Genomic DNA, 13,613 nt, shown 5'->3' on the forward strand with positions numbered 1-13,613 from the left:
TGGGCTAGCGCCACATCGCCTATCAGCAGGTTTACAAAATTATCAAGTTAGACAGTAAACTGTCTAACTCGATAACTTCGTAAACCCGCGCGACGTTATGTGAAAGACTAATATAATTTCAGAGTGTATTTTTAGGGATGAATTAAACATAGTTTAGAGTATTTAAAATTGCTATTAAGTTAGTAAAGATTATTTATATTAGGTGGTGTAAGATATGGGATTGAAAAATATATTGCAAAATCAATATATTGCTAAGGGAATAAAACTAAATTATTATGAAGTTGAAAACAACCTGCCTGTGTTAGTTATGTTACATGCACAGGGTACAGATGCAACAAGTTTCAATAATACATTCAATGCTTTATCAAAGATATTTCATATATTTTCGGTGGACTGCCCCGGTCATGGATCAAGTGATAAGGATAAAAGCCATTACAATATAGTTTCTATAGGTAATGCCATTGTTGATTTCGCAGAAAATCTTGTTGGCAACCCTTTTTATATCGTCGGTCATTCATCTGGTGGATTAATTGCAGCTTATGTTGCATCAAAAACAGAAATGTGTTCTGGATTGATTTTGGAAGACCCTCCTTTATTTTCATGTCAAGGTCAACGCCGATATAAAACATTTAATTATTTAGATCTATCAACTGTTTGCCATAACTACATTGAGCAAAATGTTCAAGAAGATTTTGTAATTTATTATTTTGAACGCCAAAAAATGTGGGAATTTTTTCCTAATAAATCAAGAGAAAAAATAAAGCTCAAACTATTAAGCTGTGCAAGAAAATATAGAATAAAACACCCACATAAACCTTTAAAAGTGCCATTCTTCCCTAAAAGTGCATTAGAGGCTTATCGTGGTATGAATGAATATGACCCGTATTTTGGAGATGCCTTTTATAATGATACCTTTAATGGAATCGTTTTACACGCAGAAATATTAAAAAGCATCTCTTGCAAAACTCTTTTAATGAAAGCAAAAACAAATTATGATAGCAAAAAAGTTTTGCTTGCGGCAATGAGTGAAGAAGATGCAAACTTGGTACAAGAACTAATGGACAACTGTGAGCTTGTTAGATTTGATTGTGGGCACGGAATTCATATTGAGAAGAAGAATGAATTTATACAAGCTCTTATCAACTTCGTCAAATGAGCATTATACGAAGTTGCTAAAATCATTATAAATTAAAATTTTGACAGATAGTCAAGTAGCTTATATTAGTCCTACACATAACAACATGTTCACGCTTCGGGTCTTAGTGGGAACGGTCAAGGAAGCAAGTCAGACCACATCACTTCACCGGGTGTGACCATCGCCAGGCGGGAAAGCCAGGGATGTCCGGTTCAGTGACGTCGTGAACACAGAGCCGTTAGATGAAATTTTCCCATCATATCAGAGTTACACTTTGTGGAAATATAAATAAAGGAGTTATAATTATGATTAAAAATAAATCGATTTGTTATACTAAAAATGCTATAAACGTATGTGTAGACTATAGAATAGAGTTGTTATCCATAGTTGAATATTTAGCTGGATATGATACTATTCTGACTAAATTAAATTTTAGTTATAAGGAAAGAGTAAAAAAATACTTTTCACCATATAAACAACATGAAGTAACTAAGTTATTTTTAGAGTTAAATAAAATTGGTTTTACATTTGGAACTCCACCTAATATTACACTATACTTAGATGAAGATTTTCAAATTAGAGAAGATATTGATTTTGATAATTTTTATATAAATAGAATGGGTGGAAAAGAGAATTTTGAAAGGTTTAGTAATTTATTATATAAGTTTAGTATAGATACTAATTATGATGAATTCTTTAAAAATAACATACATTATTATGAAAGTGTTATAGAAAATACAATTAATATTTTACCTGATTATAATTTTATCAATGAATTACATAATTATTATGGGATGAAGAAAAATAATTATAATATATTATTAGTTTCTCTTTTTGGACCATGTGGCTTTGGACCTAAAGTTGTACATAAAAATGGAGATATAGATATTTATAGTATTGTTGGATTATTAGAATGCAACCCAACACCGAGCTTTGGAAATGTAGAGTATTTTAAACATATGCAGAGGCATGAGTTTAGTCATTCTTTCATTAATCCATTAACATTAAAGCATTGGGATGAAGCAAAAGAATATATAGAATTATTTGATAAAACAAAAGAAATAAAACAACTTTGTTATGGAGATTGGGAAGAATGCTTAAATGAGCATATTATTAGAGCTGTTGTAATAAGACTAAGTAGTTTAGATGAAGAAGGTATTGAAGATAAGTTAGTACAAGAGGAACTATCTAGGGGATTTATATACATAGAGGATATAATTAAAAGTTTAAAATATTATGAACAGAATAGACATATTTATAAAAATATAGATGAATATTATATGAAGATATTAGAAGATTTAAATAAAAATTAAAGTAAGCTTTATAGAGTGATGGGAAAACAACATCTAACAATATGTTCCCGCTTCGGGTGCCAGAGGGAACGTCAGCTGGATAGCTAGTCAAAGTGGACAAGCCAGCAAGGAGAAAGTCAGCACCACATTCCCCAGCTAACCGAGTCGGTGCCCTGCAACCTAAGATAGGAGTTATCTAAGGTCGCAGAACACCTGTAACGCTGGGAAACGTCGTGAACACAAGACCGATAAGCAAAATGCCGCTAGCGCGTCATTTTGTTTATCGTCGCGCGGGTACCCCGCTGACAGGCTTGGGCTAGCGCCACATCGCCTATCAGCTGGTTTGCAAAATTATCAAGTTAGACAGTAAACTGTCTAACTCGATAACTTCGTAAACCCGCGCGACGTTAGCTGAAAGAGAAATATCATAACAGAGAATAATTTTAGGGTCTATATAAACATAGCTTATAGTCATATAAAATTGATATTTAGTTAATGAAGATTATTTATAAAATACACAGAGAGGTGGAAAAATTTAAATGAAACATGATAGCTCAACAATTTCATGGAATAAACTAGGTAGTGAATTTTTCAAATTAGCACAAAAAGGAGAAAGTAGAATACACTTTATTATGCCATATATGCTTGGCATGATAGGCGATGTTCATAATAAAAAAGTATTAGATCTTGGCTGTGGTGAAGGGGGATATTCGCGTGAATTAGCAAAGAAAAATGCTGATGTAACTGCAATAGACTGCTCTCAAAACAGTATAAATTATGCTACAGAGCAAGCAGAGATAAATAAATTGTCAATTCAACACTTCGTTCGTAATAGTAACGATTTATATGGAATAGATGATAATTCATTTGATATAGTTCTTTGTTCAATGATGCTAATGGATTGTGAAGATTTTGAAGGGACAATACATGAAGTGTCAAGGGTTCTTAAACCATCAGGGAAATTATTTGCAAGTGTTCTTCATCCCTGTTTTAATGGAAATCATGCAGAAGGGATTGGGAGACAGGGATCAGGTATTAATCGTGAAGTAGTTATAAAAAATTACTTTGAACCTAAACAATGGGAGGCTCCTCTTCCAAATGGTACCACCTCTGTAATTTGGAGACATAGAACGTTGGAAGATTATATTAAAGCCTTTATAAAAAATGGATTAACAATTGTAGATTTGAATGAACCATGCCCCAACGAGGAACAAGCGAAAATTTCAACTGCAATGGCTTGGTTACAAAAAATCCCTTTGTTCTTATTTTGGGAAATAAAAAAATAAAAGCATATTATAAGCATAATGTGGAGCATATATAATATGTTTTATTTAGTAAATAGTTATTAAAAAGAATATGAGATGAATAACAAATGGTTATAAATTTTTATAAATAAACATGAATGCAAGTCATGGAGATTGATATTTCTCCAACAGCTAACAATATGTTCACGCTTCGGGTCTTAGAGGAGTGCGCCAGTTCGGCGTTTAATATATAGCTAGGTGAAACTCCTAGCCTGGTAAAGTTTAGCCAACAGCCAGTATCTAGCCTTGGAGCCGAAGCGGTGACGTAAGGTTTAAGCGTAGGCAAGAAAGTTTGAGAGCCGTAATGCGAAAGCGTGAAGTGATAGAGCCTCGTTAGTCCGATAAGTGAAAGTCGATGTCATTCCTCTGACAGCAGACAAAAAGAAATAACCGATAAAGGCAAGGTTATGGAAATTTCACCGGGGTCTGAGAGCATGGCGAGCAAACAAGGTATATTAAGCGTACCTGGGAGGTCTTGTAGTTTTCTGAATAACAAAAACAGATAAGGATGGCATAAGGTGTAGAAAACCAAAGAAGTCTTAAGAGCTGCAAGAAGTCGGACTAATTCATAGTAGTGAAGAAGTAGATGAAAGTCTATGGAGCAAAGGGATTAGCATGTAAGACAATTCGGAAAGTAACACATGAAAGACACTAGAGGTTAAATAAACACATGGGAAAGATACAAGAAGAAATAAAAGAACTATCAATAAAACACGCAAAACTGCAAACACTAATGCACTATGTAAATGAAGAAAATTTAAAACAGGTGCATGAAAAACAGGACAAGAAAAAAGCAGTAGGAATAGATGGAGTAACAAAAGAACAATATTCAGAACAACTAGAAGATAATATAAAAATTCTCCTAGAAAAAATGAAGAAGTTCGGATACAAACCAAAACCCACAAGAAGAGTAATGATACCAAAAAGCGATGGAAAAATGCGATCATTAGGAATACTGTCATATGAAGATAAGTTAGTACAAACAATAATGGCAGAAATATTGAATGGAGTATATGAACCAAGATTTCTTGATATATCATATGGTTTTAGACCAAACAGAAATTGCCATCAAGCAATAAAAATGATAAACAATACGATAATGCACAAAAACGTAAACTATATACTAGACTGTGATATAAAAGGCTTTTTCGACAATGTAGACCAAGGATGGCTAATGAAATTTTTAGAACACGATATACAAGATAAGAATTTTCTTAGATATATAGTAAGATTTCTAAAAGCAGGAATATGGGAAGACATGAAATACGTAGAAAGTGACAAAGGAACAATTCAGGGTGGAAATATATCACCAGTATTGGCAAATGTATACCTACACTATGTATTAGATATATGGTTTGAAAAGTCGGTGAAACCAAAACTGCATGGAGAAGCGTATCTGGTGAGATAGCAGATGACTTTGCAATACAGTTTCAAGCAGAAAGCGAAGCGGAAAAAGTATACAAGATGCTAATAGAGAGATTGAAAACATTTGGATTAGAAGTAGCAATAGAAAAGACAAGGATAATACCATTCGGAAAACATAGAGGAACAAAAGAAAATTTTGATTTTCTCGGATTTACATTCGTAAATGGAAAAACAAAAAATGGTAAATACCGTGTGCATATCAACACAAGCAAGAAAAAGCTAAAAGTAAAAAGGCAAAATGCGAAAAGTTGGCTAAAAGAAGGAATGCACAAACCTATTGATACAATAATGAAAAGCTTGAAAAGAAAACTGATGGGACACGATAACTACTATGGGATAAGTGGAAATATCAAAGGAATAAAGAAATTCCACGGATATGTCAAATACCAATGCTACAAAAGATTAAACAGAAGACATCAAAAGAAAAGCATGTCTTATGATACATTTGAAAAAATATGGGAAGCATATATTCCAAGTCCAAAGATTTGTGTAAACATATGGTAGAACTATAAAGTTTTATATGAAGAGCCGTATGCCTTAATAGGGCACGTACGGTTCCGAGAGGGGCGAACAGACAGTAACCTTTTACAGTGAAATAACATAAAAGAGGGAAGTGTCGAGTTCGTCTACTCGACAACGTCAAGGAAGCAAGTCAGACCACATCACTTCACCGGGTGTGACCATCGCCAGGCGGGAAAGCCAGGGATGTCCGGTTCAGTGACGTCGTGAACACAGAGCCGTTAGATGACACAGCAATTTCGAGGTGGTTCTTCGAGGCCATTTGATGAAAAGAAGATATTACAACAGTGGAATTATACGCAACAAGTGTTGATGAAGGTGAATAAAAACATATTAAACGAGGAGAGAATGTTATGGAAGATATAGTAAGGTTAACCTTAAAAGATTTAGATGATATATACAAATTTGATATAATTTGTTTTCCAAATGATTATACAAAACGAGAATATTGGATTGAACTTTTAGAAGACGAAAGAACTTTTGTTTTCGCATTCAAAGAAAATAATATTATTAAAGCTAATATTTCTATCTATAACTGGAAGGGGGAAAATAATTATATTAAGATTATGACTATAGGAACTCATCCAGATTATAGAAATAAAGGTTATGCCCATATGTTAATGCAGTATATCATTGATGAGATGTTGAAAGATGATATGCATATATTTAAAGGTGAAACTAGAGAATCAAATTTAAAAATGCAAAAAGTATTTGAAGATTTTGGATATAAGATTAATAAGAAAGTAGAAGAGTATTATGATAATCCAACCGAAACTGCTTATAAGTATTCTTTGGAGATATAAGAAATAAAAAAACTAATAAATTATATTTTATTATGATTTAAATTATTATAATTACACCGATGCCACACTTTTTATTTTATGTTAAATCGTTGAAAAAAGACATTGCTACATCATCTAACAACATGTTCACGCTACGGGTCGGGCAGGAACGTCAGCGAGTAGGAACGTCAAGGAAGAAAGTCACGCAGAGGGAAAGTCAGACCACATCCCTTCATCGGGTGTGACCACCGCCAAGACGGTCTAGCTAAAGATGTCCGGTTCAGCGACGTCGTGAACACAGGGGCGATAAGCAAAATGCCGCTAGCGCGTCATTTTGTTTATCGTCGCGCGGGTACCCCGCTGACAGGCTTGGGCTAGCGCCACATCGCCTATCAGCTGGTTTGCAAAATTATCAAGTTAGACAGTAAACTGTCTAACTCGATAACTTCGTAAACCCGCGCGACGTTATCTGAAAGAACAATATAATTTCAGAGAATTAATATTAATAGCAATTTGATAGTACAACAGCTACATAAACAGTAATAAATGTTATGTAGAAAATTTAATATGAGGAGATGCATATGAAAAAAATTATTACGGTGCAACACACACAATCAATACATCATACAAACGGTATGGTTGGTTCATGGACAGATTGGGAATTATCAGAATTAGGAGTAAAACAAGCACATAAAATAGGTGAAAATTTAAAAGAAGAATTAAAAAATCAGAAAATTAAAATGTATTCATCAGACTTAACTAGGGCAAAGCAAACAGCTGAAATAGTTGGACAACACATAGAAGTAACTCCTATATTAAAAAAGGAATTAAGAGAGAGAAACCTAGGGAAATGTTGTGGCAAATCTGTAAAATGGTTAAAAGAAAATGTAGAAGTACAAGAAAAGACTGTTGATGATAGGTTATTTTCAGACGCAGAAAGTCGTAGAGATGAATGGAACAGATTAGAACCTTTCTTTACAGAAATTATGCAAAGTGAAGATGAAGTAATAATCATTGTATCGCATGGAGATTTATTAAGTGTATTTAACACGATGTTTTTGGGATTGGAAATTGAAGTGCTAAATAAAGCTGAAGTATTTGGTTTAGCAGGTGGAGTTTCGTATTTAATATTAAATGATTCAGGAAAAAGGTTAATAAGAAAGATGAGCGATATGTCTTATATAAAATAAAATTATGATGAATAAGATAGAGAATTAAGGTACGTGAATAAATAGTAAAGATTTATATTGACCTACAGATAACAATATGTTACAGCTACGGGTGCTTAGAGGGAACGTCAGCTGGTACAGTTAGTCAAAGCAGACAAGCCAGCAGAGGGCAAGTCAGCACCACATTCCTCAGCTAACCGAGTCGGTGTCCTGCAACCCAAGATAGGAGTTATCTAGGGTCGCAGAACACCTGTAACGCTGAGAAACGTCAGTAACAAAGGGACGTTATATGACAGAATGATACCATTTCAGAGATAGCTTTTAGGTCATTAAACATATTTTTAAAGTTATATAAATTATTAATGTAGTGAAGATTATTTATGAAGAAAGGTGAAATTATGAAAGAAATATATGCTTACCATGTAGTTACAGATAGACCTGTACAATTAGGTCAACACATAGTTTTTGATGAGAACAATCATAATGGAGTATATAAAAGAGTACAGGATAAATTAAATATAGTAAATGACATTTATAAACAGCCTTCAAAATATGATGAAGATAATCTTGAACATCATACGGCTGTTGCTTTAAGAGAACTAGCATTAGAGGAAGTTCGTAAAAAAAAATATCCAACATATCCATCAAGAATGGCTTGTTTATATGTATCTAATAATTTAGAAGAAGCAGAAAAGTGGAGTGAGTTGTTTATCGATTGGGGTAGACCAACATATCAAATTGTAAAATTAAAGATACACGGTAATTGCTTTATTGGGGATGCTAATAATTGTTTTGATGGACTATTAGAAAAGAAAGAAAATTTGATTTTAGCTGAAGGATATTGGGAAAATAAACCCAATGAATACGATGAAGAACCTATTATAGAAATGCTTGTTGATGGCGATATTGAAATTATAGAAATAGTTAAAGAGATAAATGCTAACATATAATGATTTGAGTACTTAGGTAATGCTTTTTAGATAAATTTAGTTTAAGAAAGTTATTATGGAGTGGTATCATTTTGACATATAACAATATGTTCCGACAAGGGTCTTAGGAAGAAAGTTGATAGGGCAAGTCAGACTATATCCCTTCACCGGATGTGAGCACCATCAAGACGGTGAGTTAATTCTATTCGATTCAGCGATGTCAGAACCACAGAGATATTTTATGACATGATTGATATAGGTAAAGTATAATATTAAAAAGATTTTTATGATAAAAAAAGAAAGGGTAAATATGTATAGCACAAATATATGGAATAATGATATACAAATCAAGGGAATAGAGGGTGTTTTTTCTCCAAACAATATAGATTTAGGAACAAAAAGTATGTTGGAAAAATTTGATTTAAAAGAAGATGATAAAATTTTAGACCTAGGTTGTGGGACTGGAATAGTAGGCATTGCAGTGGCAAAAGTAGTAGGTGAAAAAAATATAGTGATGGTTGATGTAGACAGTAAAGCAATAGATTGTAGTAGAAGTAATTTAGAACTAAATGATTTATATAATGTTGAGTTAATACAATCTAATGGATTTGAGAATATAAGAGATAATGATTTTACATTGATATTATGCAATCCACCATATCATACAGATTTTTCAGTAGCAAAAGAATTTATTGAATCAGGAAAGAAACATATGAAGATTGATGGAAGAATGGTATTAGTAGTAAAGAGATTAGATTGGTATAAAAATAAGATGATTAACATATTTGGAGGGATAAAAGTAATAGAAGATAATGGTTATTACATTATAACATCAGAAAAGAGAGACTTTAATAGTAGGGTTTGTAAGAAGGAAAAGCCAGTGAAGAAAAAACATTTAAAAAAATTAGATATATCAAAAAAACATTTATTATAGAATAATTATGATGCACATCTGATAATAATATGTTTACGCAAGGGTGCCAGTAAGAACGTCAGCGAGTAGGCAAGTCGAGGAAGCAAGTTACGCAGTAAGCCAGTCAGCACCACATTGCTTAAAGATGTTGGAGTTAGAGTGAATGATTTTATTGAATTTATTAGCCATAATTAATATAAAATATTTAGAGCATGTTGATATATTTTTGAAAGAACATAACATATTAAATAGTTAGGATGAAAATACAGAAATAAGTGCTTAAAATGATAGGAGGTTACTTATATCTTATATAACAAGAGAAGTTTAGGCAAGTCAGGGAAGAGTGGTATCATTCCGACATATAACAACATGTTCACGCAAGGGTCTTAGATGGAGTGCGCCAGTTCGGCGTTTAATATATAGCTAGGTGAAACTCCTAGCCTGGTAAAGTTTAGCCAACAGCCAGTATCTAGCCTTGGAGCCGAAGCGGTGACGTAAGGTTTAAGCGTAGGCAAGAAAGTTTGAGAGCCGTAATGCGAAAGCGTGAAGTGATAGAGCCTCGTTAGTCCGATAAGTGAAAGTCGATGTCATTCCTCTGACAGCAGACAAAAAGAAATAACCGATAAAGGCAAGGTTATGGAAATTTCACCGGGGTCTGAGAGCATGGCGAGCAAACAAGGTATATTAAGCGTACCTGGGAGGTCTTGTAGTTTTCTGAATAACAAAAACAGATAAGGATGGCATAAGGTGTAGAAAACCAAAGAAGTCTTAAGAGCTGCAAGAAGTCGGACTAATTCATAGTAGTGAAGAAGTAGATGAAAGTCTATGGAGCAAAGGGATTAGCATGTAAGACAATTCGGAAAGTAACACATGAAAGACACTAGAGGTTAAATAAACACATGGGAAAGATACAAGAAGAAATAAAAGAACTATCAATAAAACACGCAAAACTGCAAACACTAATGCACTATGTAAATGAAGAAAATTTAAAACAGGTGCATGAAAAACAGGACAAGAAAAAAGCAGTAGGAATAGATGGAGTAACAAAAGAACAATATTCAGAACAACTAGAAGATAATATAAAAATTCTCCTAGAAAAAATGAAGAAGTTCGGATACAAACCAAAACCCACAAGAAGAGTAATGATACCAAAAAGCGATGGAAAAATGCGATCATTAGGAATACTGTCATATGAAGATAAGTTAGTACAAACAATAATGGCAGAAATATTGAATGGAGTATATGAACCAAGATTTCTTGATATATCATATGGTTTTAGACCAAACAGAAATTGCCATCAAGCAATAAAAATGATAAACAATACGATAATGCACAAAAACGTAAACTATATACTAGACTGTGATATAAAAGGCTTTTTCGACAATGTAGACCAAGGATGGCTAATGAAATTTTTAGAACACGATATACAAGATAAGAATTTTCTTAGATATATAGTAAGATTTCTAAAAGCAGGAATATGGGAAGACATGAAATACGTAGAAAGTGACAAAGGAACAATTCAGGGTGGAAATATATCACCAGTATTGGCAAATGTATACCTACACTATGTATTAGATATATGGTTTGAAAAGTCGGTGAAACCAAAACTGCATGGAGAAGCGTATCTGGTGAGATATGCAGATGACTTTGCAATACAGTTTCAAGCAGAAAGCGAAGCGGAAAAAGTATACAAGATGCTAATAGAGAGATTGAAAACATTTGGATTAGAAGTAGCAATAGAAAAGACAAGGATAATACCATTCGGAAAACATAGAGGAACAAAAGAAAATTTTGATTTTCTCGGATTTACATTTGTAAATGGAAAAACAAAAAATGGTAAATATCGTGTGCATATCAACACAAGCAAGAAAAAGCTAAAAATAAAAAGGCAAAATGCGAAAAGTTGGCTAAAAGAAGTAATGCACAAACCTATTGATACAATAATGAAAAGCTTGAAAAGAAAACTGATGGGACACTATAACTACTATGGGATAAGTGGAAATATCAAAGGAATAAAGAAATTCCACGGATATGTCAAATACCAATGCTACAAAAGATTAAACAGAAGACATCAAAAGAAAAGCATATCTTATGATACATTTGAAAAAATATGGGAAGCATATATTCCAAGTCCAAAGATTTGTGTAAACATATGGTAGAACTATAAAGTTTTATATGAAGAGCCGTATGCCTAAATAGGGCACGTACGGTTCCGAGAGGGGCGAACAGACAGTAACCTTTTACTTTAAGAAAACCTTAAAAAGAAAGGGTGTCGGGTTCGTCTACTCGACAACGTTCAAGGAGGAAAGTCAGACCACATCACTTCACCGGGTGTGACCACCGCCAAGACGGTCTATCTAAGGTGTCCGGTTCAGTGACGTCGGGAACACAGAGACGTTATCTGAAATACATACCCAAAATTCATCCGCCCGTCCATGGGCGGAGAAATAAAACAGATGTAGAGAAAATATTCTTTAATAGAAATTTAAAAGTTTGAGTAAAGGTAAAGGTAATGATACTTTTTTATCTAATAGGTAATAAATATTTATAGAATATTAGATTGCATGTATGATAAATAATTTATAAATTACAATTGAGTTGTAAAATACAAAAAGATATATATGAATAATAGGAGGAGTTAAAGTGGTAGGAAAATATAAAGTAATAACATTATGTGGTAGTACAAAGTTTAAAGATGAATTTATAAAAGCCCAAAAAGAACTTACACTTAAAGGAAATATTGTGCTAACTGTGGGATCATTTGGACATGCGGATGGCGAATATAATATAACCATAACTGAAGATTTAAAAATTATGTTGGATGATATGCATAAAAGAAGAATTGATATGAGTGATGAAATATTTGTTATTAATAAAGATGGTTATATTGGTAGTAGTACAAAAAGCGAAATAGAATATGCTAAAAGAACAGGTAAGAAAATTAATTATTTAGAAAACAAATAGTTAAAGTATAGTAATTAATATATATATATGCTAAAAAACAATATAGTATAAAAATAAATAGAAGATTATAAAGTTATTAATTAAAAGATGTCGCCTACGCCGTCCATGGCTTCGGCTGGGTATGTACATCAGATAACAAGGCATCTGCGCAAGGTCGGGCAAGGTATTCCTTTTGGGTCTTAAAGAAATTGATATTATATCTAGATAGGAGTATATGATGAATAGATTTATGATAGGACATTTTGGTAAATTTGATAAAGATAAGCAGATTAGAGATTTTAAAGATGGATTTTTTGGTGTGGAAGCCTGTTTATTAGAAAGTGAGAAGGATATCGATAATTTAATATTTGAATCAAGGGAAAAGAATTTTAATATAGCGGTTCATTTTCCATTGAGAAGTGGTGGTTTAAAGCTGAGAGATGCACAATTTATGTCTAAAGACTTAGATTTTAAGAAATATACATATGAACATATGGAAAAAGAATTGTTATATTTAACCAAGATTAAACCAAAGTATATTCTATTTCACTATCCCAAACCAGTATTACTAGACTGTGAAGTAAATTGGACTAATTGGCGATTTGCTGACAAAACAGAATATTATTATGATAATGAGTATACATATGAAGAATTTTTATATCAGAGTGAAGAGTTATTTAAATGGTTAACTGAAAAGAGTAATACATATAATTTTACACCGGTATTGGAATTTGATGCACTTAATCGATATATATATGAAAATAATGGGCTTTTTGACTTATTAGAAAGATATTCTAAGATACGACTTTGCTTAGATATAGCAAGATTACATTTACAGGATAAGATAGATGAAAACTTCAATGCATATGAAGTTACAAGGAGATATGCAAAGTATGCAGAAGTGATACATTTATCTAATGTTAGAGTTAAGGATAATCTGCAGAATAATCACTATCCAGCATTAAGAGGATTGAAATCAGATGATGGATGGGCAGATATTGAAAAGTATTTAAGGATAATTACAGAAGAAAATAATGAATTTAAAATACTATTTGAGCATAGATCAGATTTGATAAGTGATGAAGAACTTAATGACTGTTATCAATGGATACGTGAATTAATAATGAGAGAAGATATTATGTGAAGTATTGGGTCGTGAGTTGGAAACATCATTTAACAATGTATTTCCATTCGTTCGGGTG

General features: G+C 32.7%; 12 protein-coding genes. All 12 read left to right on the plus strand.

Annotated elements, in window-relative coordinates; all coding sequences use genetic code 11:
• The first annotated feature begins 214 nt into the window (after positions 1-214).
• The 12 genes from JYG23_RS00180 (at position 215) to JYG23_RS00230 (ending at position 13,555) form a co-directional block, all read left to right on the plus strand.
• Positions 215-1,156 carry an alpha/beta fold hydrolase gene (locus JYG23_RS00180; RefSeq protein ID WP_207236457.1) on the plus strand — a complete coding sequence of 314 codons (942 nt, stop codon included), beginning with the start codon at positions 215-217 and terminating at the stop codon, positions 1,154-1,156.
• A 284-nt stretch (positions 1,157-1,440) separates the two neighbouring features.
• Positions 1,441-2,448, plus strand: coding sequence for a DUF4932 domain-containing protein (locus tag JYG23_RS00185; protein ID WP_207236458.1), 1,008 nt, complete (start codon positions 1,441-1,443; stop codon positions 2,446-2,448).
• Between the two features lie 518 nt (positions 2,449-2,966).
• Positions 2,967-3,713: a class I SAM-dependent methyltransferase gene (locus tag JYG23_RS00190; RefSeq protein WP_207236459.1), complete on the plus strand. Its 747-nt coding sequence runs from the start codon at positions 2,967-2,969 to the stop codon at positions 3,711-3,713.
• Positions 3,714-4,401: 688 nt separating this feature from the next.
• A complete protein-coding gene (locus JYG23_RS14715; protein WP_242631596.1) occupies positions 4,402-5,139 on the plus strand; it encodes a reverse transcriptase domain-containing protein in 738 nt (245 codons plus the stop codon).
• Between the two features lie 56 nt (positions 5,140-5,195).
• Complete coding sequence (locus tag JYG23_RS14720; RefSeq protein WP_242631597.1) at positions 5,196-5,660, plus strand: hypothetical protein; 465 nt, start codon at positions 5,196-5,198, stop codon at positions 5,658-5,660.
• Between the two features lie 368 nt (positions 5,661-6,028).
• Positions 6,029-6,478 carry a GNAT family N-acetyltransferase gene (locus JYG23_RS00200; RefSeq protein WP_207236460.1) on the plus strand — a complete coding sequence of 150 codons (450 nt, stop codon included), beginning with the start codon at positions 6,029-6,031 and terminating at the stop codon, positions 6,476-6,478.
• A 560-nt stretch (positions 6,479-7,038) separates the two neighbouring features.
• On the plus strand, positions 7,039-7,647 hold the full coding sequence (locus JYG23_RS00205) for a histidine phosphatase family protein (RefSeq protein WP_207235119.1): 609 nt from the start codon (positions 7,039-7,041) through the stop codon (positions 7,645-7,647).
• A gap of 359 nt (positions 7,648-8,006) precedes the next feature.
• Positions 8,007-8,576, plus strand: coding sequence for a DUF2441 domain-containing protein (locus tag JYG23_RS00210; protein WP_207236461.1), 570 nt, complete (start codon positions 8,007-8,009; stop codon positions 8,574-8,576).
• 265 nt (positions 8,577-8,841) lie between these two features.
• Positions 8,842-9,489 (plus strand): class I SAM-dependent methyltransferase, encoded by a 648-nt coding sequence (locus tag JYG23_RS00215; protein WP_242631598.1) that lies wholly within the window; start codon positions 8,842-8,844, stop codon positions 9,487-9,489.
• Between the two features lie 878 nt (positions 9,490-10,367).
• Positions 10,368-11,627, plus strand: a complete 1,260-nt coding sequence (ltrA, locus tag JYG23_RS00220; protein WP_207236462.1) for a group II intron reverse transcriptase/maturase — start codon at positions 10,368-10,370, stop codon at positions 11,625-11,627.
• 484 nt (positions 11,628-12,111) lie between these two features.
• The gene (locus JYG23_RS00225; protein ID WP_207236463.1) at positions 12,112-12,432 is read left to right on the plus strand and encodes a hypothetical protein; all 321 of its coding nucleotides are present in this window, start codon (positions 12,112-12,114) and stop codon (positions 12,430-12,432) included.
• Positions 12,433-12,649: 217 nt separating this feature from the next.
• Positions 12,650-13,555, plus strand: a complete 906-nt coding sequence (locus JYG23_RS00230; RefSeq protein ID WP_207236464.1) for a sugar phosphate isomerase/epimerase — start codon at positions 12,650-12,652, stop codon at positions 13,553-13,555.
• Positions 13,556-13,613 lie beyond the last annotated feature (58 nt).

This window comes from Sedimentibacter sp. zth1, assembly GCF_017352195.1.
In the GTDB taxonomy this organism is placed as follows: Bacteria; Bacillota; Clostridia; order Tissierellales; family Sedimentibacteraceae; genus UBA1535.

Coding starts and splice junctions, on each gene's coding strand:
- JYG23_RS00200 (WP_207236460.1), top strand. CDS start 6,029: ATGGAAGATATAGTAAGGTTAACCTTAAAAGATTTAGATGATATATAC.
- JYG23_RS00180 (WP_207236457.1), top strand. CDS start 215: ATGGGATTGAAAAATATATTGCAAAATCAATATATTGCTAAGGGAATA.
- JYG23_RS14715 (WP_242631596.1), top strand. CDS start 4,402: ATGGGAAAGATACAAGAAGAAATAAAAGAACTATCAATAAAACACGCA.
- JYG23_RS00230 (WP_207236464.1), top strand. CDS start 12,650: ATGAATAGATTTATGATAGGACATTTTGGTAAATTTGATAAAGATAAG.
- JYG23_RS00185 (WP_207236458.1), top strand. CDS start 1,441: ATGATTAAAAATAAATCGATTTGTTATACTAAAAATGCTATAAACGTA.
- JYG23_RS00205 (WP_207235119.1), top strand. CDS start 7,039: ATGAAAAAAATTATTACGGTGCAACACACACAATCAATACATCATACA.
- ltrA (WP_207236462.1), top strand. CDS start 10,368: ATGGGAAAGATACAAGAAGAAATAAAAGAACTATCAATAAAACACGCA.
- JYG23_RS00215 (WP_242631598.1), top strand. CDS start 8,842: ATGATAAAAAAAGAAAGGGTAAATATGTATAGCACAAATATATGGAAT.
- JYG23_RS14720 (WP_242631597.1), top strand. CDS start 5,196: ATGCTAATAGAGAGATTGAAAACATTTGGATTAGAAGTAGCAATAGAA.
- JYG23_RS00190 (WP_207236459.1), top strand. CDS start 2,967: ATGAAACATGATAGCTCAACAATTTCATGGAATAAACTAGGTAGTGAA.
- JYG23_RS00210 (WP_207236461.1), top strand. CDS start 8,007: ATGAAGAAAGGTGAAATTATGAAAGAAATATATGCTTACCATGTAGTT.